This window comes from Campylobacter sp. CH278 (genome assembly GCF_004378845.1).
Lineage (GTDB): Bacteria > Campylobacterota > Campylobacteria > Campylobacterales > Campylobacteraceae > Campylobacter_D > Campylobacter_D jejuni.
Genome location: NZ_RYXZ01000002.1, coordinates 121,621 through 138,689 on the forward strand (window position 1 = coordinate 121,621; position 17,069 = coordinate 138,689).

Here is a 17,069-nt window from a genome sequence, read left to right on the forward strand (position 1 = left end):
TTTAATACTTAGGAAATTCTAAGTTTTCATCATTAAAACTTAAAGCTGTGATTTGATAGTAAGAATTAATGGTTTTTAAAAGATTAAATCTAGCTCTTAAAAATTCTTGCTGGGTAGAATTTAAAGTATTGTTTGCATCCAAATAATCTTTTAATTCACTTTTTCCTAAAATATATTTTTCATAATACGCCTTAGTGATAAGCTCTTGTTTAATGTTAATACTTTGCAAATTTTGCAAAAGTAAGGTGTTACTTTGATAATCTTTATAATTTAACGCAAATTCATTCATCGCACTTTGCAAAGCCTGTTCATAAGAAATTAAAAGTTGCTCATAAGTAAATTGTGAAATTTTGATATTTTGCTTTACTCTACCATAATCTAAGAAAGGTAAAGAAATCTTAACATTGCCATTTAAAATTTCAAATTTAAAACTATCATCGATTTTTTTATCACTTCCGCTTAATGCTCCACCTAAAGAAATACTAGGCAAAATAGATTTTTGCATGGAAGAATAATCCTTAAAGGCTGATTTTAAGTTATTGAGTTTAGATCTCACATCTGCACGGTACGCTAAAGCTTTTAAAGGTATATTAAAATCAGGACTTAAGGTTTTAAAATCATTTAAAGATAAAGTTTTAAAATACTCTATGTAAGCAAAACCTTCTTGCTTTGCCAATAAATCTTGTAAATTTTTTATGAGTAAATTACGATTTTGATCATTGCTTAATAAATTTTGTTTAGCTCTTAATAAGCTTTGTTCTATGTTTAAAAGATCTAATTCTTCTATTTTTCCAAGCTTGTATTTATAACTATAAAGCTCTTTCATTTGTTCTAAATTTGAAAGATAAGCTCGAAGCAATTTATCTACATCGTTAAAATAAGCCAGCTCAAAAACATCATTTAAAGCTGTATTGATCATGCTTATTTTTAAATTTTCAAGATCATAAGCACTTGCTTTTGCACTAAATTCACTCGCACTTGCACTATCTCTTAATTTTCCATAAATATCAAGCTCATAGCTTAAATTTAAAGAATGATTGAAATTTTTACTTTGTTTGCCTGAATTTAAATCTTTATCCACACCAAAACCCAAATTTCCACTTAAAGTCGGATATAAATCATAATCAATCAAATCGGCTCTAGCCAAAGCTGAAAGCAAAGTTTTTCTAGCAATATTAATATCGCTATTATTCAATAAAACAAAATTTAGGAATTCATTTAATTTTGCATTATCATAGGATTTATACCAATCATAAGTGAGATTTAAATCTTTCATTTGTTCTTGAGTTAAATCAACTTCTTTAGGCAAGCTAAGTTTTGCACCACAAGCACTCAAGAAAAATGCTAAAAAAATGCTAAGTATTATTTTCATATCATTCCTTTGATAATGCACTAATAGGATTTAAATTTGCTGCATTTCTTGCAGGGAAAAAACCAAAAACCACACCGATAAACATAGAACTTAAAAGTCCCAAAAGCACAGAATAAGCATTTAAAATCATAGGAAAATCCGTACTTAAAGTATTAAAAGCAAAAATAACAAAAATCGATAAAATCACACCTAAAATCGCCCCTATAGTACAAATCATAACCGCTTCGATTAAAAACTGCATCATAATATCTTCTCTTCTAGCCCCTATAGCCATGCGTATGCCTATTTCTCTTGTTCTTTCGCTCACAGAAACAAGCATGATATTCATCACTCCTATACCCCCAACAATCAAAGCAATCACAGCCACACAAGCTGTAAGTATCGTTGTAGTGCGTTTATTTGCTGTAATAGCTTGCTTAAAGGTGTCAGAATTAAAAGTAAAAAAATCCTTTTGTCCGCGTTTAATTTCTAAAATTCTTATAATAGCATTTTCAGCCAAAGTTGAACTCACATCATCTTTAACCTTAACTATGATTTCACGCAAATTTCTATCTCCTGTAAGCTTATTCATCAGTGTTGTATAGGGTATATAAAGACGCACTACATTATCTTCTATAGGTTTGTCTGTATCTTTTTGTAAAACTCCTATGATCTTAAAAGGTTGAGAATTAAAAAGCACCACACGACCTAAAATATTTTCACTTTTTTCATCAGGAAAAAGATTTTTTTTAGCATTAAAATCCAACACAGCAACATTGGTACTATTTTTTACATCATCATTATTTAAAATTCTTCCCGCATCTATCCTTAAACCTTCTATAGCAAAATTATTTACCCCCACTCCTTCAGCTCTTGCACTTAAAGAAATATTGGTATAAGTTGCCACACCTGAAGTATTTGAATGAGCATCCACTGCTTCTAAATATTCTAGAGATCTTAGCGTTTCTAAATCGCTAAAATTAAGCCTTGTTTTACCTGAACGCAAATCTCCAAAACCCCTTCCAGGACGAATTTCAATAGTATTTGTTCCAAGTCTTGCAATGGACTCAAGCACCTTAGCTTGAGAACCCAATCCCAAAGCTACAACACAAACTACAGAAGCAATACCTATGATGATTCCAAGCATAGTTAAAATAGAACGAAGTTTGTGTGCAAGTATGGAAGAATAAGCTATCTTAAAACACTCAAAGGCTTGATTTTTAAGCAAAGTAAGTGTTTTTTTCTCTTTGGGAATTGTTTTTAAAGTGAGTTTTTCTTGAGCTTTTTCCTTTTTAGTATCACTTAAAATTTCTCCATCTTTAATCTCTATAACCCTTTTAGCTTGTGCTGCAATTTTTGGATCGTGAGTTACTAAGACTATAGTATGACCTTGTGCGTTAAGTTTTTGTAAAATTTCAAGCACCATAATACCACTTTTACTATCCAAAGCTCCCGTTGGCTCATCAGCCAAAATAAGCTCTCCGCCATTCATCAAAGCTCTTGCTATAGAAACGCGTTGTTGCTGTCCTCCGCTTAATTCATTCGGTTTAGAATCTAACTTATGAGCTAGTTCTAAATCATTTAAAAGTTTTTTAGCATTTTGACTTCTTTCTTGTAAATTTTTTCCCGCATAAACTGCAGGTAAAGAGACATTTTCTTTAGCACTCAGCAAGCTTAAAAGATTATATCTTTGAAATATAAAGCCTATTTTTTCACGTCTTAATCTTGCTTTTTCATCATTATTAAGTTTAGTGACTTCATACTCATCAAAAACATAAGTTCCACTACTTGGTGTATCTAATGTTCCTATGATATTCAAAAGTGAAGTTTTACCACTTCCACTTTGTCCTATAATGGCAACAAATTCACCTTTTTCTATACTTAAACTTACATTTTTTAAAATGGCATTTTCGCCTATATTTTTGCAAATATTTTTAAGAAAAATCATTAAAATCTCAACTTCATTTTAGGAGCTAAACCATCAGCACTTGAGCTTACTATCAATTCTTCATTTTCATTTACACCTTCTAAAATTTGAGTGTTGATAGAATCTTTAATGCCAAGTTTGACATATTTTTTAACAGCTTTTTGATTTTCTAAAATTTCAACATAATAGCCTTTTGGATCGCTTTTAATTGCATAAGTTGGCACTGCTAAAACAGCCTTTACACTTGCTACGACAATTTCATTTTGTATACTCATACCAATACGCAAAAAATCATCTTTATTAGGTACATAAAATTTTGCGTAATAATAAATAGCATTTGATGAGCTTGAGCTTGAAGAACTCGAACTTGATGAGCTTGAGCTTGTACTAGAATCACTCACTTCAGTATCAGCTGGATCTATACTTGCAATAGTAGCATGATAAGTTTTTTGAGGATCATTAAGCAAAGAAAAATCAAGCTCTGTTCCTACTTTTATCTTACTCACATCAGCCTCTGCTATTTCCATTCTTACTTCCATTTCGTCTAAATTAGCTATACGGACTATAGTAGGAGTGTTTTGATTAGCATTAACTGTTTGTCCTTCATCTACAGCTACATTAATCACAACACCATCCATAGGAGCAGTAATGGTTGTATAACCTAAATCTTTTTGTGCATTTTTAAGAGTGATTTCAAGCTGAACTACTTGAGCATTAAGCTCTGCAACATTGGCTTTTAAAGTATAATAATTATTTTTTTGAGTTTCTAAATTTTCAAGAGAACTTGCTTTAGCTGCATAAAGTTTTTGCTCTCTTTGATATTGCTTATTCGCAATCTCAAGGGCAACTTTTTTACTCTCTAAATTAGCCTTAGCGCTTTCAAGCTGAGCTTTTGTAATATCTAAATCGTTTTGTTGTTTATCTTTGTCAATTTGAGCGATCAAATCACCTTGCTTTACATGAGTTCCCACATCCACATAAAGTTTTATAATTTGTCCGCTAACTTGAGCACCTACATCGACTTGATCTTTGGCATATACCTTTCCTACTGCCTCTATGGTTTGAGATATATCTTTTTTTTGTATTTTTTGAGTTAAATAGCTGATTTTTTCATCATTATTAAAAAAAATAAAATAAGCCCCAACACTTCCAAGTATTGCAATTAAAATGATTAAAACAATCTTCTTTTTCATAATAACAAATCCTAAAGAAAAATCAAGATTAAATTTTACTCATTTTTTGTGAATTTTTTGTGAATTTTTAATTCTATTTTATAAATTTAAAAATTCTAAAGCCATCATCACATCACCCTGCATTAAAACTTTTAAATTTTCATCATCCCAACAAAAAGTAGAACTATGGTGCAAAGCTGGATGATTTAAATCCTTTGAAATTCCAACAAATACATAAGCTCCCATTCTTTCTCGTGTTAAAAAAGCAAAATCTTCAGCCCCCATGTCAGGTTTAGAAGAAACAATGATATTTTCTTCTCCTAAGACCTTTGCAAAAGCTTTTCTTGCTATTAAAGCAGCTTTTTCATCATTAATCAATGGAGGAAATTCTTTAGTATATTTAAGCTTATAATCTCCACCATTAGATTTTGCTGTAGCAGCAGCCACTTCTTCTAGAGAACTTTTTAAAATATCTTGTGTTTTATCATTTAAAAAACGCACGGTTCCTTTTAAATAAGCATTTGCAGGAATAACATTATAAGTAGTTCCTGCACAAATTTGACCTACGGTAATCACCCCTGCTTCATAAGGGGCTAAACGCCTAGAAACAACACTTTGTATATTATTTACAAATTGCGTTGCCATAATTATAGGATCTATACAAGTGTGCGGATGAGCTCCATGTCCTCCTCTGCCAATAAATTCCAAATCAAAAATATCCGTTCCAGCCATCATTTCGCCACTTACAATTTGAGCAGTATTTTCAAGCAAAGGCCCCCATAAATGACAACCAAAAACTGTATCAACATAAGGATTTTCCAATATACCTGATTCTATCATAGGTTTAGCTCCACCGCTTCCCTCTTCTGCGGGCTGAAACATAAATTTAATCGTGCCACAAAATTCATCTTTGAGCTCATTTAATATCAAAGCAGCTCCCAAAAGCCCTGCTGTATGTCCATCATGTCCACATGCGTGCATCTTACCATCAATTTTTGAAGCATAGCTTAGATTAGTTTTTTCCTGCACAGGCAAAGCATCCATATCCGCTCTTAAAAGAACGCATTTTGGTTTTTTCTGACTCTTCTTTTTTCCTTCTATAGTAGCTAAAATTCCTGTTTTTGCAATATTTTTTTGATATTTAATGCCAAACTCATCTAAAATTTTACACACTAAATGAGCTGTATTTTCTTCTTCAAATTCAAGCTCAGGATGCATATGAATTTGATGTCTTAAATCAACTATTTTATCATAGTACTTTAGTGCTAAATTTTCAACCAGCTTATGCATTCTTTTCCTTAATCTAAATCTTTTATTTTCTCATCTGCTTTTTTACTGTCAAGTTTTTCCAAATTCGCCTCCATTTTTCGTATTTCTTCTTCTCCACTACGCACTAATTTGGTATCAATTTTGGAAAAATCTCCAGTTTTTTTATTTGGATATTCTACCTTAGAAAGTATAAAACGCAATAAATTTAATCTTGCTTTTTTCTTATCATCAGAAGAAATAATAGTCCAAGGACAAGTTGGAGTATTAGATGCTAAAAGCATAGAGTATTTAGCTAAAGTATATTTATCCCATAATTCTTGCGATTTTTGATCCACAGGAGATAATTTATATTGTTTAAGTGGATCACTTCGGCGTTTTTCAAAACGTTTTTTTTGCTCGTCTTTTGATACTGAAAAATAAAATTTAAAAAAAATAATATCACTATTTGAAATCATATTTTCAAACAAAGGCACTTCTCTTAAAAAATCTTTATGTTGTTGCGGTGTACAAAAACCCATAACCGGTTCTACTCCTGCGCGATTATACCAAGATCTGTCAAAAATCACAATCTCACCGGCTGAGGGCAAATGTGCTATATAACGCTGAAAATACCACTGTGTTTTTTCCACATCACTAGGTTTTTCAAGAGCCACAACGCGGCAACCACGCGGATTTAAATGCTCAATCAAACGTTTAATCGCCCCACCTTTTCCAGCCGCATCACGCCCTTCTATAAGTATAAGAACCTTTAAACCCTTGGCTTTAACATGATTTTGAAATTTCAAAAGCTCAATTTGCAAATTCTTTAAATCTTTTTCATATTCTATTGTACTTTTCTTTCTTTTAACAGAAACATAAATTTCATTCTTTTTAACAGCCGCTTGCGTTTTTGGAGAATTATTTTCTTGCATTTTCAAACCTTTATAAAGTATTTAAAGCAAATTTACCATAATAAATTATAATTGAAGCTAAAAATAAAGGAAAAAATAAGTTTTTAGGAAATTTATGCGTATTTTTGGTATTATTTTATTAAGTTTTTGTTTATGTTTTGCTTCTATATTGTCTTTAAATGAAGCTTTTAATGTAAAATCAAACTCTTATAATAACTCTATCTCAATTGATATTGAACTTGGAAAAGATATTTATCTTTATTCTAATAAACTTAAATTATATATAAACGAAAAAGATATAAGTTCTTTGATTAATCTACCTCAAAGTTCTACAAGAGGTAATGAAAATGTTTATTATCAAAAATTAAATTTAGCTTTGCCAAATTTATTACTAGAGCGCTTTGCAAAAAATACCACAAATTTAATCAAACTCGAATTTCAAGGTTGTTCTGAACAAGGCTTGTGTTATAATCCTCAAACTTGGTACTTTGATCTCATTTCTAAAAAAGATGCTTTTGAAATTTCAAAACCTTACAAAACTCAAAAAACAGATAAAAAAACTAAAATTGAATCTGAGGAAAGCTCTATAGCAAATTTTTTAGCAACAGATAACTTTTTTTGGATTTTGCTAAGTTTTTTTGGCTATGGACTTTTACTCTCCTTAACACCTTGTATTTTACCTATGATTCCGATTTTATCTTCTCTTATCGTAGCAAAAAGTAATGCTAAATTTTCAAAAAAATATAGTTTTTTTCTCTCTTTTATCTATGTTTTTTTCATGTCTTTAGCCTATGCTATTGCTGGAGTTATAGCAAGTTTTCTAGGAGCAAGTATTCAAGGAATTTTACAAAAACCTATTATTTTAATTCTTTTTGCTCTAATTTTCATAGCTTTTGCTTTTGCTATGTTTGGAGCTTTTCGTTTTGAATTGCCATTAAGATTTCAAACCTTTATACATAAAAAAAGCGAAAAAGGGAAAGGAGTTTTAGGTATAGCCATCATGGGATTTTTATCTGCTTTAATAGTAGGTCCTTGCGTAGCAGCTCCTTTAGCAGGTGCTTTAATTTATATAGCCAATACAGGCAATGCTTTATTAGGCGGTAGTGCGCTTTTTATCATGAGTTTTGGCATGGGTATACCTTTGCTTTTCATAGGCTTAGGATTAGGTTTTATTAAACCTGGTTTTTGGATGGAAAAAGTAAAAATTTTCTTTGGTTTTGTTATGTTGGCTATGGCTATTTGGATACTTTCTAGAATTATTGAAGAAAATTACATTTTAATTGCCTATGGAATTTTAGGTGTATTGTTTAGTGTTTTTATGGGAATTTTTGAAAAAAGTTTTACAATAATTTCTAAAATTAAAAAAAGTATTTTAATTCTTATTTTAGCTTATTCTCTAAGTATTTTCCTAGGGGGACTTTTTGGGGCTAAAAATTTCTTAAATCCTTTAAATTTCAATACTATATCTGCCTCAAAACCTGCTTTAAGCTATGATTATATCAACAATTTTGAACAATTAAAGCAAGAAATACAAACAAATACAAAGCCCATAATGCTTGATTTTACTGCATCTTGGTGTGAAAATTGCAAACTTTTAGATGAATTAACCTTTAGCGATGAAAGAATCATACAAAAAATGCAAAATTACAAACTTATCAAAGTTGATGTAAGCGAAAATAATAATGAACAAATTAAAACCATGAAAGAATTTAATGTTTTTGGCCCACCTGTTTTAATTTTCTTTGAAAATGGAAAAGAAAAATTAAAAATCACGGGTTTTATCAGTGCTGATGATTTATTAAAAAAACTAGAACCATGAAAATTCAAAGTTTGCAAATAGGAAAAATTAAAAACTATAAAAATTTCCAAAGCGCATTTATTAAAGATACTTACCTAGAAGAAACACAAATTGATTTTCTAGGTATTTTAGATGATCAAATAGCTGATAAAATTCATCATGGAGGCTACCATAAGGCTATTTTTGCCAACTCTTGTCAAAACTATCCTATATGGGAAAGATTTCTTAATAAAAAGCTAAATTTTGGCTCAATGGGTGAAAATTTGAGCATCGATGGGCTTTGTGAACAAAATGTTTGCATAGGTGATATACATCAAATTTCAAATGCAATACTGCAAGTAAGCGAACCTAGAAAACCTTGTGTAAAAATTTCTAAAATTCACAATAATTCAAATTTTACACATGAAATTTTTAAAACGGGCTTGAGTGGATGGTATTATAAAGTTTTACAAGTTGGACAAATACGAAAGCATGAAAACATTAAAATTTTAGAAAAAAATTCTACTTCACTTAGTGTATTTGAACTCAATCAACTTTTTTACTCCCCACATCAAGCTCTTAGACAAAATCCGATTTTATTAGATAAATTAGAAAAATTAAACTCTCTCATATCTCAAAATTGGCACGAAACGATACACAAACGCTTAAAAAATACTTACGATATAAGCTATATGGATAGCTTATAAGTTTTTAAAGTTATTTTTAGGTAAAATAATTCTTTTTCGAAAGGATAATCATGCAAAGACAAACATGGAGTAGCACACTAACTTATATTCTAACAGTTGCTGGAGCAACCATAGGATTTGGAGCAACTTGGCGTTTTCCCTATCTTGTAGGAGAAAATGGTGGCGGTGCTTATGTATTAGTTTTTTGTATAGCTATGATTATCATAGGCATTCCTGTTATTTTAGTTGAAAATGTCATAGGCAGAAAAGCGATGACAAATAGCGTAGATGCTTTCAAACAAAAATGGCAAAGTATTGGATATATGGGACTTTTAGGAAGCTTTGGCATAATGGCTTACTACATGGTACTTGGAGGATGGGTTTTAGTTTATATTTGGGAATTAACCCTAGGGAATTTTAGTCTTGCCAATGTAGTAAGCAAAGAATTTACTCATCAGTTTTTTAACGACAAAATAGCCTTCAATCCTTTAGAAGTTGGTATTTTTACCACTGTTTTTGTAATTATTAATTATATTATTTTAAAAAGAGGCATTATAGATGGTATAGAAAAATCCGTAAAATTTTTAATGCCTTTGTTATTTATCTGTCTTATTATTGTTGTAGGACGCAATTTAACCCTTGATGGAGCTATGGCTGGAGTTAAATTTTATCTTGAACCTGATTTTAGTAAAATTTTATCACCAAAACTTTTAATCGATGTTTTAGGACAAGTCTTTTTTGCTTTATCCCTAGGTTTTGGGGTAATGATAACACTTTCATCTCATCTTAATAAAAATGAAAATATGGCAAAAACCGCTATTTATACAGGGGTTTTAAATACTATCATAGCTGTTTTGGCTGGTTTTATGATTTTTCCAGCACTTTTCTCAGCGGGACTTGCTCCAGATAGCGGGCCTTCTTTGGTTTTTGAAACTTTACCTATAGCATTTTCTCATATCCATTTTGGCACCATTGTGTGTATTTTATTTTTTGTCTTACTCTTGATTGCAGCTTTAACCACAAGCTTGCCAATTTATCAAGTTATTATTAGCGTATTAGAAGAAAAAATTAAATATTCTAAAAATCTTTCTATTAACCTAACTCTAGGGTTTATCTTCATACTTGGCAATCTTCCTTGTATTCTAACTTATGGGCCTTGGCGTGACATTGTTATCATAAAAGGAAAAAACATTTTTGATAGTTTTGATTTCATTAGTGGAAATATTTTGTTTGTTTTAACTGCATTTTTTTGCTGCATTTATGTAGGTTGGATTTTAGGCAAACAAGAAAGTCTAAAAGAACTTAGCAATAACAATACACTTAAAAGTTCATGGTTTGGAATTTGGTTTTATTATGTAAAATATATAGTACCTTTGATTATTTTAATCATTTTTATCTATGGAATTTTAAACTAATTTTTTAAATTTATATCTCTCTAACATAGTGGAATTTCCTAAAATTCCACCTTGATGTATATAAAGCAATGGTTTTTTCCACTCTTGTTTTAATGCTATACTTAATCCTAAAATATCATACAACAAGTCAAATTCTATATTGCACTTTAACTTTAAATCCATATAAAGCTCATAAAATTCTTTATACGGCTTAGCAAAGTGATATTTTTTATCACTTGTTAAAAATTCTAAATTTGAAAAATCATAGCTTGGATCTAATGTTAAAATTTGTTTTTTAAGATATTTAATATCACCTACACAAGCGCAAGTAAATACTTTAAATTTAGAATACTTTGCCAAAAAAGCTGCCGAAGTGCCTGTACCCGAAGGTAAAAAAATATCAAAATCAAGCTTTAAACTTTGACTTTGCATTTGAATTTCTTGAGCAAGTTCCATATAGCCATATTGAGCTTCTAAATTAGCTATGCCTTGTTCTATAAAAATATCATCTTTTTTACACAAAGACAAAGCAAATTGCTTTAAGGATAAAGAATGGATATTTTCTACAAAATCAACACCATTTTCTAAAGCTAAAGCATAGTTTCCACAAGGATTATTCTTAAGAAAAGTAGAAATTTTTTCACAAGCAAAAACAAGCTTATATGATCTTTGTTTAGCAAAAATACTTAATGCCGCCAAAGCATTACTTTGGCTTCCTCCATAACTTACAAAAGATTGATTTTTAGGATATCTTTGATGGATATAAAAAGCAAGTTTCCTAGCTTTATTTCCATTAATTTCCCCTAATAAATCATCTCTTTTAATATAAAATTCAAATCCGTTAAAATTGATTTTTTGTATAGGACTAATTGTTTTAATGAAATTCAAAGAATTTTTCTACATCCTTTAAAGCATTATCATTTTTAATGCTAAATTTTATTTCTATGCGACGACTCTTATCCTTATCTTCAACTCCATTGACAAACACAGGATCTGAAAAAGAACGTCCACTTGCCATTAAAAGCTTTTGAAGTTTATCGCTCTTATAAAAAGTATAGATAAAATTCATCACCTCATAAGCTCTTTTTTGCGACAAATCTAAATTATAAATATAAGATCCATCACTATCAGTATGTCCTTCAATAATGATATTTTCAATGTTAGAAAAAATTTTTGGATCTTCAAGAATAGCATCAAAATATTCACTTAAGATTTTTCTCAAACTTGCCTTTGCCTCATTTTTTAACACATAAGAATCTTTATCAAAAAGTACTTCAGCAGGCAAAGAAATAGATCCTGTCTTTTCATCTATAGTGATATTATTATCAAGTTTGCTTTGTAATTCCTTGCTTAAATTTTCACGAATCAAACCAAGATTTTGCACCTTTTCTTTAGCTTTTTGAAAATCTTCTTGTAAATTTTTAAGCTCTTCATCTTTTTTCTCTAGTTGACCTAGTAAAATCAAAATTTGCTTATCTTTATTATCTAAAGTTGAGTTTAAATCTTTGCTTAACTGCTTGTAATTTGTAATATTAGCCTCTAATTCTGCTTTTTGAGAATTAGCAAGATTTAAAGCACTAGAAGCATTGTTTAAATCAGAACTTAGTTTAAACACTATGGCTTCTTTATTTCTAAGCTCTTCTTTGCTCTCCTCTAAGCGTGCCTCTTGTTTATTGAGATTGTCTTTGATTTCTTTTAAATCACTTTGAGTTAAAACATATTTTACAACAATAGCACCTATTAGCAAAATAAAAACAAACAGCAATCCTGCCATTAAATCAGCATAAGCTATCCAAAAATTGCTATCTTCTTTTGACTCATTTTTCATTTATTTTCTTTATCTTCGTTTTTTAGCTCATCATTGCTTTCTTGCTTAGATATTTCTGCTTGAATTTCATCTTGATTTTCTTCAGTCTTAGACTCTGAAAAATCTTCTATTTGTTTGGTTTCATTTTCTTTATTCTGATTTTCATCCCCAGAAAGCTTGCTCATCATTTGACTTGTTTCTTCATCAAGTGCTTTCATTTCTTTTTTAAGCTCATCCATCATTTTGATTTTAGCATCGATACTTTTTTCTTCTTCATATACTTCTTTAAATTTATGCATACCTTCAAACAAGCTTGCTTTAAATCCTTCAAAAACTTTTTCTTGACTTTCCAACATTGCTTTTTCATAAAGTTCAAAATTTTTACCAAAACGCTCTACTTTTTCATCGAATGCACTTAGCGTCTTATCAAGATGATGAATTTTATCACTACTGATATCGAGCAAGCGATTATATTGTTCTGACATTCTTGTATTGATTTCTTTTAAATTTTGATTGAGTAAACCTATACCATTTAACATTTCACTATAAAGCTTTCCAAGATCGCGTTGATCTCTTTGTGCTTTACTAAGCTCACCCATGGTTTGTTTGATGTGTTCACTACTTAATCTAATAGCCTTTTCTTCTACATTTAGCATATCTTGGAAAATACCAAATTTTCTATCAATAGCATGATCAAGCTCTGCAAAAAAATCATCATTACTAACTTGTTTAAAAATTGCTCCAATTTTTTCAAAATGTTGCAAACTCTCGGTTAAATATCTTTGATCAAGCTCTTCTTTTGTCCAAAAAAATCCACTTGTAGCGTTTTTTTGACGATTTAGCAAACGATCTATTTTACTTTTACCATATTTTTCAAAAAACATCCACCATAATGCAAGAAAAATTCCATAAATTGAAACATAAAAAGCAGTTCCTACTCCACTTAACAAATCTGCAATTTCTTGTTCTAAAGCGGCTGTATCACTAGAGCTAAAATTTGGCATTGAAAAAGCTATGCTGATAAAAGTTCCTAAAATTCCCATCATTGGAAAAATTGCCGAACCTATACTAGCAAAATTCTCATTTCTTGCACCTTTAATATATGTATAAGCAAAGTCATCAAAATTGGTATTTGATTTCGTGTCTTTCCCTATGGCAAGAAAATGCCTCATAATATGTCTTTTTAAAGCCTGTTTAAATTCATCTTTTTGTTGTTCAAAAATACTATACGCATACTCAGCACTATGTCTAGCAAAAATCAGTGCTGTAAAAAAAATCACACCTGTCATAATAACCGTATGCAATTCAACCTTAAAGTCAATTACATTAAAATAACCCAATAAAATCAAAATATAAAGAAAAGCTGGAATAAAAATAATTTTAAAATAAACCAAAGAACCTCTTGCGTCTTTGCCTTCAGGCAAAACAAGTTCTGAAATTTCATCTGATTTAATATCCATGAAACCAATACCTCATTAAAAATTTTATTTTAAAGATTGCTACTTAATTTGATAAAAATTTTTAAAACAAAATAAAACTAAGCCTTTAAAATGCTTAGTTTTTGTTTATACAGTTTAAATCTTCAAAAGCAATTTCAAGACGCTTTACCATACTTTCTTCACCGCTTCTTAACCAAACACGCGGATCATAGTATTTTTTATTTGGCTTGTCATCACCTTCTGGATTTCCAATTTGTCCTTGCAAATAAGCCCTATTTTTAAGTTCATATTCACGCACCCCATCCCAAAAAGCCCACTGGGTATCTGTGTCAATATTCATCTTAATTACGCCATAGCTTACTGCATCTTTAATATCTTTTAGCTCGCTACCGCTACCACCATGAAATACAAAATTTATAGGCTTATCGCTATTTAAAGCAAATTTATCTTTTACAAATTTTTGCGAATTTTTTAAAATTTCAGGTTGTAAACTAACATTTCCTGGCTTGTAAACTCCATGTACATTTCCAAAGCTTGCTGCGATTGAAAATTTATCACTAATTTTTCCAAGTCTTTCATATGCAAGTGCTACATCTTCTGGTTGGGTATAAAGCTTGGAATTATCAATGCCTGTATTATCCACTCCATCTTCTTCGCCACCTGTACAACCTAGTTCTATTTCAAGCGCGACACCTAAAGCATCAAGTTTTTGAAGATAAACTTCACAAGTGCTAAGATTTTCTTCTAAACTTTCTTCGCTAAGATCAAGCATATGAGAACTAAATAAAGCTTGTCCATGGGTTTTTTTATATTGTGCATTTGCCTCAATAAGCCCATCAATCCAAGGTAAAAGTTTTCTTGCAGCATGATCAGTGTGTAAAATCACAGGTACACCATAAGCTTTAGCAAGTAAATGCACATGTTTAGCCCCACTAATTGCACCTAAAACTTCTCCATTAGGACAATTTTTCCCTGCATAAAATTTTGCCCCACCATTTGAAAACTGGATAATAACTGGAGAGTTAACTTTTTTTGCAGCCTCTAAAACCGCATTAATAGAATCAGTTCCTACAACATTAACAGCAGGGATAGCAAAACCCTCTGCTTTAGCATAGTCATAAACTTTATTAAGCTCATCTCCGCTAATCACCCCTGCTTTTACAATGTCTAAAACACCCATTATTTATATTCCACTTTAGCACTATTTAAAAGATCTTGGCCTTTTTGATTGATAACTTTTTTAAATTCTTCAAATTTAAGTCCGTTTTCAATACCTTGTTTTACTTCATCAAATTTGATTTGACCTTTAGCCTGCGAATTTTCTTTTAAGATTACATGATAACCAAAATTCGTTTTTACTGGAGTTGTAGTAATAGTACCATTTTTAAGTGCGAAAGCAGCATCTGTAAAAGGCTTTACCATAGTTGATTGATCAAACCAACCAAGCTCACCACCTTGGTTTTTTGAACCTGGATCAATTGATTTCTCTTTAGCAAGCTCGCTAAATTTAGCATCTAGTTCTTTACCTTTTAAACCTTTAAGTTCGTTAATAATATCCTTAGCTTCTTTTTCTGTCGCTACTAAGATATGTTTTGCTTGCACTCTTGCAGGTTTTACATATTTGTCTTTATTTTGATCATAAAAAGCTTTAACTTTAGCCGCATCAATTTTAATAGTATTTAAAATTTTCTCTTGATAAACATTAACAAGTATTGCATCTTTTGCACGATCAAGTTCTTTTGTGTATAAAGGATCTTTTTCTAAATTTTGTTTTTTAGCATCTTGCAAAATTAAATCTTGCATAATATATTGCTGAATAAGAGCTTTTTTTTGATTATCTGGCAAAGTTTTAAAATCCTGTCCTCTAAGCATAGGGGCAAAAAATTCACTTACTTCTGTATCACTAATGCTCTTGCCATTAACAGTGGCTACTGTAGCTGCATTTACATTTAAAGCTACACCTGCAATCAAAGCTGCTGCGACTAAAGAAAATTTTTTCATTAGGTTTCCTTTTTAATAAAATGTATATAAAATCAATTATATCTAAACTTGGTTTAAAGCTAATTAACTAAAATTAAAAAATGAAAAGAAATTTAGAAATCAAAGAACTTTTTTTAAAACATTTTGACAAGCCTGTAACAGAGCTTAAATTTTCAAATTTATATGAGCTTTTAGTCTGCGTGATGCTTTCAGCCCAATGCACTGATAAAAGAGTTAACCTCATCACTCCTGATCTTTTTAAAGCTTATCCTGATATCAAATCCCTTGCAAATGCAAATTTATCAAGTCTTAAAACCTATATACAAACTTGTTCATTTTTTAATAATAAAGCACAAAATCTTATAAAAATGGCAAAAGCAGTTTGTGAAAATTTTGACGGAGAAATTCCCCTTGAAGAAGAGAAATTAAAATCCTTGGCAGGCGTAGGACAAAAAACCGCTCATGTAGTTTTAATAGAATGGTGCGGAGCAAATTTCATGGCTGTAGATACTCATGTTTTTAGAGTTTCTCACCGCTTAGGACTTAGCAAAGCAAAAACTCCAGAAGCTACAGAAGAAGATTTAACAGGCATATTTAAAGACAATCTTAACTATCTTCATCAAGCCATGGTTCTTTTTGGACGCTACACCTGTAAAGCTAAAAAACCTTTATGTAAAGAATGTTTTTTAAATCATCTTTGCAAAAGTAAAGATAAGGAACTTAAATGAAAATTTTCATCTTTTTACTCGCTATATCTCTTAATATTTTTGCCTTAGAATCTTACAAACCTAGTGCTGATTTTTCTTCTTATTTTAACAATATAAATTGCTCGCAAATCTTAGATAAGTTTTTTTATCTAAATTGCTATGATTATAAACTCAAAGGCACAAAAGCCGTTGCTTATAAAGTAAAAGCTTCAAATTTAAAAGATAAACAAATCAAAAAACGCCCTCGCTTTGAAGATGATACAAATATTCCTAAAAAATACCGCACTACTTGGAGTGATTATAAAAACAGTGGTTACACACGAGGACACACTGCGCCTAATGCTTCTTTTAGCTTTAGTAAAGCTGCTCAAAATTCAGTATTTTTAATGAGCAATATTACCCCACAAATTGCACAAATAAATAATAAAATTTGGAATGAAATCGAGCAAAGAGAAAGAAATTTGGCTTTCAAATTTCAAAGTATCGAAGTTTTAAATTTAGTACTTTACGATAAAGAACCACTATACATTAAAAACCGTATTGCTATACCAAGTTTTTATGTAAAAATTATTAAAACTCCGAAATTTAAAGAATGCTATCAAGTACCAAACCATGAAGTAAATGATGAAAATATTAAACAGTATCAAATAAATTGTGATAAATTTTAAGG

The 17,069-nt window shown here is 30.3% G+C and carries 15 protein-coding genes; 5 read left to right on the top strand and 10 right to left on the bottom strand.

Annotated features, from left to right (window positions below):
• Position 1: 1 nt before the first annotated feature.
• The 5 genes from ELQ04_RS02350 to ppk2 all read right to left on the bottom strand — a co-directional run bounded on the left by ELQ04_RS02350 (position 2) and on the right by ppk2 (position 6,630).
• Complete coding sequence (locus tag ELQ04_RS02350) at positions 2–1,372, bottom strand: TolC family protein (protein WP_044778154.1); 1,371 nt, start codon at positions 1,370–1,372, stop codon at positions 2–4.
• A gap of 1 nt (position 1,373) precedes the next feature.
• Entirely contained in the window at positions 1,374–3,299 is a 1,926-nt protein-coding gene (locus tag ELQ04_RS02355) for a MacB family efflux pump subunit (RefSeq protein WP_044778153.1), read from the bottom strand.
• Positions 3,299–4,471 carry an efflux RND transporter periplasmic adaptor subunit gene (locus tag ELQ04_RS02360; RefSeq protein WP_044778152.1) on the bottom strand — a complete coding sequence of 391 codons (1,173 nt, stop codon included), beginning with the start codon at positions 4,469–4,471 and terminating at the stop codon, positions 3,299–3,301. The genes ELQ04_RS02355 and ELQ04_RS02360 overlap by 1 nt, the downstream gene beginning before the upstream one ends.
• A gap of 78 nt (positions 4,472–4,549) precedes the next feature.
• Positions 4,550–5,740, bottom strand: a complete 1,191-nt coding sequence (locus tag ELQ04_RS02365; protein ID WP_004316447.1) for a M20 family metallopeptidase — start codon at positions 5,738–5,740, stop codon at positions 4,550–4,552.
• Positions 5,741–5,748: 8 nt separating this feature from the next.
• A complete protein-coding gene (ppk2, locus tag ELQ04_RS02370; RefSeq protein ID WP_004316448.1) occupies positions 5,749–6,630 on the bottom strand; it encodes a polyphosphate kinase 2 in 882 nt (293 codons plus the stop codon).
• 94 nt (positions 6,631–6,724) lie between these two features.
• Between ppk2 and ELQ04_RS02375 the strand changes: the two genes are divergently transcribed.
• Genes ELQ04_RS02375 through ELQ04_RS02385 form a run of 3 tightly spaced genes read left to right on the top strand, consistent with a single transcriptional unit; the run spans position 6,725 to position 10,487 of the window.
• Positions 6,725–8,428, top strand: coding sequence for a protein-disulfide reductase DsbD (locus ELQ04_RS02375; protein WP_044778151.1), 1,704 nt, complete (start codon positions 6,725–6,727; stop codon positions 8,426–8,428).
• Positions 8,425–9,093 carry an MOSC domain-containing protein gene (locus tag ELQ04_RS02380; protein WP_002892299.1) on the top strand — a complete coding sequence of 223 codons (669 nt, stop codon included), beginning with the start codon at positions 8,425–8,427 and terminating at the stop codon, positions 9,091–9,093. The genes ELQ04_RS02375 and ELQ04_RS02380 overlap by 4 nt, the downstream gene beginning before the upstream one ends.
• A gap of 50 nt (positions 9,094–9,143) precedes the next feature.
• Entirely contained in the window at positions 9,144–10,487 is a 1,344-nt protein-coding gene (locus ELQ04_RS02385) for a sodium-dependent transporter (protein WP_004316450.1), read from the top strand.
• Here the strand turns inward: ELQ04_RS02385 and ELQ04_RS02390 are convergent.
• The 5 genes from ELQ04_RS02390 to peb4 form a co-directional block, all read right to left on the bottom strand.
• Positions 10,479–11,354, bottom strand: coding sequence for a 1-aminocyclopropane-1-carboxylate deaminase/D-cysteine desulfhydrase (locus ELQ04_RS02390; RefSeq protein ID WP_002855258.1), 876 nt, complete (start codon positions 11,352–11,354; stop codon positions 10,479–10,481). The genes ELQ04_RS02385 and ELQ04_RS02390 overlap by 9 nt on opposite strands.
• On the bottom strand, positions 11,341–12,294 hold the full coding sequence (locus tag ELQ04_RS02395; RefSeq protein ID WP_002852313.1) for an OmpA family protein: 954 nt from the start codon (positions 12,292–12,294) through the stop codon (positions 11,341–11,343). Before ELQ04_RS02395 ends, ELQ04_RS02390 begins: the two co-directional genes overlap by 14 nt.
• Entirely contained in the window at positions 12,291–13,733 is a 1,443-nt protein-coding gene (locus tag ELQ04_RS02400) for a MotA/TolQ/ExbB proton channel family protein (RefSeq protein ID WP_004316451.1), read from the bottom strand. The genes ELQ04_RS02395 and ELQ04_RS02400 overlap by 4 nt, the downstream gene beginning before the upstream one ends.
• Before the next feature lie 94 nt (positions 13,734–13,827).
• On the bottom strand, positions 13,828–14,892 hold the full coding sequence (gene fbaA / locus ELQ04_RS02405; protein ID WP_002880322.1) for a class II fructose-bisphosphate aldolase: 1,065 nt from the start codon (positions 14,890–14,892) through the stop codon (positions 13,828–13,830).
• Positions 14,892–15,713: a peptidylprolyl isomerase PEB4 gene (gene peb4 / locus ELQ04_RS02410; protein ID WP_002892290.1), complete on the bottom strand. Its 822-nt coding sequence runs from the start codon at positions 15,711–15,713 to the stop codon at positions 14,892–14,894. The genes fbaA and peb4 overlap by 1 nt, the downstream gene beginning before the upstream one ends.
• 80 nt (positions 15,714–15,793) lie before the next feature.
• Here peb4 and nth point away from each other — a divergent pair, with 80 nt between their 5' ends.
• Both nth and ELQ04_RS02420 read left to right on the top strand, forming a co-directional pair.
• On the top strand, positions 15,794–16,420 hold the full coding sequence (nth, locus tag ELQ04_RS02415; RefSeq protein ID WP_002866467.1) for an endonuclease III: 627 nt from the start codon (positions 15,794–15,796) through the stop codon (positions 16,418–16,420).
• Positions 16,417–17,067, top strand: coding sequence for a DNA/RNA non-specific endonuclease (locus ELQ04_RS02420; protein WP_004316452.1), 651 nt, complete (start codon positions 16,417–16,419; stop codon positions 17,065–17,067). Before nth ends, ELQ04_RS02420 begins: the two co-directional genes overlap by 4 nt.
• Positions 17,068–17,069: the final 2 nt, after the last annotated feature.

What these genes read in the sequence shown, in the direction of transcription:
- ELQ04_RS02350 (WP_044778154.1), bottom strand. Translation starts at nt 1,372, where the DNA reads ATGAAAATAATACTTAGCATTTTTTTAGCATTTTTCTTGAGTGCTTGT.
- ELQ04_RS02355 (WP_044778153.1), bottom strand. Translation starts at nt 3,299, where the DNA reads ATGATTTTTCTTAAAAATATTTGCAAAAATATAGGCGAAAATGCCATT.
- ELQ04_RS02360 (WP_044778152.1), bottom strand. Translation starts at nt 4,471, where the DNA reads ATGAAAAAGAAGATTGTTTTAATCATTTTAATTGCAATACTTGGAAGT.
- ELQ04_RS02365 (WP_004316447.1), bottom strand. Translation starts at nt 5,740, where the DNA reads ATGCATAAGCTGGTTGAAAATTTAGCACTAAAGTACTATGATAAAATA.
- ppk2 (WP_004316448.1), bottom strand. Translation starts at nt 6,630, where the DNA reads ATGCAAGAAAATAATTCTCCAAAAACGCAAGCGGCTGTTAAAAAGAAT.
- ELQ04_RS02375 (WP_044778151.1), top strand. Translation starts at nt 6,725, where the DNA reads ATGCGTATTTTTGGTATTATTTTATTAAGTTTTTGTTTATGTTTTGCT.
- ELQ04_RS02380 (WP_002892299.1), top strand. Translation starts at nt 8,425, where the DNA reads ATGAAAATTCAAAGTTTGCAAATAGGAAAAATTAAAAACTATAAAAAT.
- ELQ04_RS02385 (WP_004316450.1), top strand. Translation starts at nt 9,144, where the DNA reads ATGCAAAGACAAACATGGAGTAGCACACTAACTTATATTCTAACAGTT.
- ELQ04_RS02395 (WP_002852313.1), bottom strand. Translation starts at nt 12,294, where the DNA reads ATGAAAAATGAGTCAAAAGAAGATAGCAATTTTTGGATAGCTTATGCT.
- ELQ04_RS02400 (WP_004316451.1), bottom strand. Translation starts at nt 13,733, where the DNA reads ATGGATATTAAATCAGATGAAATTTCAGAACTTGTTTTGCCTGAAGGC.
- fbaA (WP_002880322.1), bottom strand. Translation starts at nt 14,892, where the DNA reads ATGGGTGTTTTAGACATTGTAAAAGCAGGGGTGATTAGCGGAGATGAG.
- peb4 (WP_002892290.1), bottom strand. Translation starts at nt 15,713, where the DNA reads ATGAAAAAATTTTCTTTAGTCGCAGCAGCTTTGATTGCAGGTGTAGCT.
- nth (WP_002866467.1), top strand. Translation starts at nt 15,794, where the DNA reads ATGAAAAGAAATTTAGAAATCAAAGAACTTTTTTTAAAACATTTTGAC.
- ELQ04_RS02420 (WP_004316452.1), top strand. Translation starts at nt 16,417, where the DNA reads ATGAAAATTTTCATCTTTTTACTCGCTATATCTCTTAATATTTTTGCC.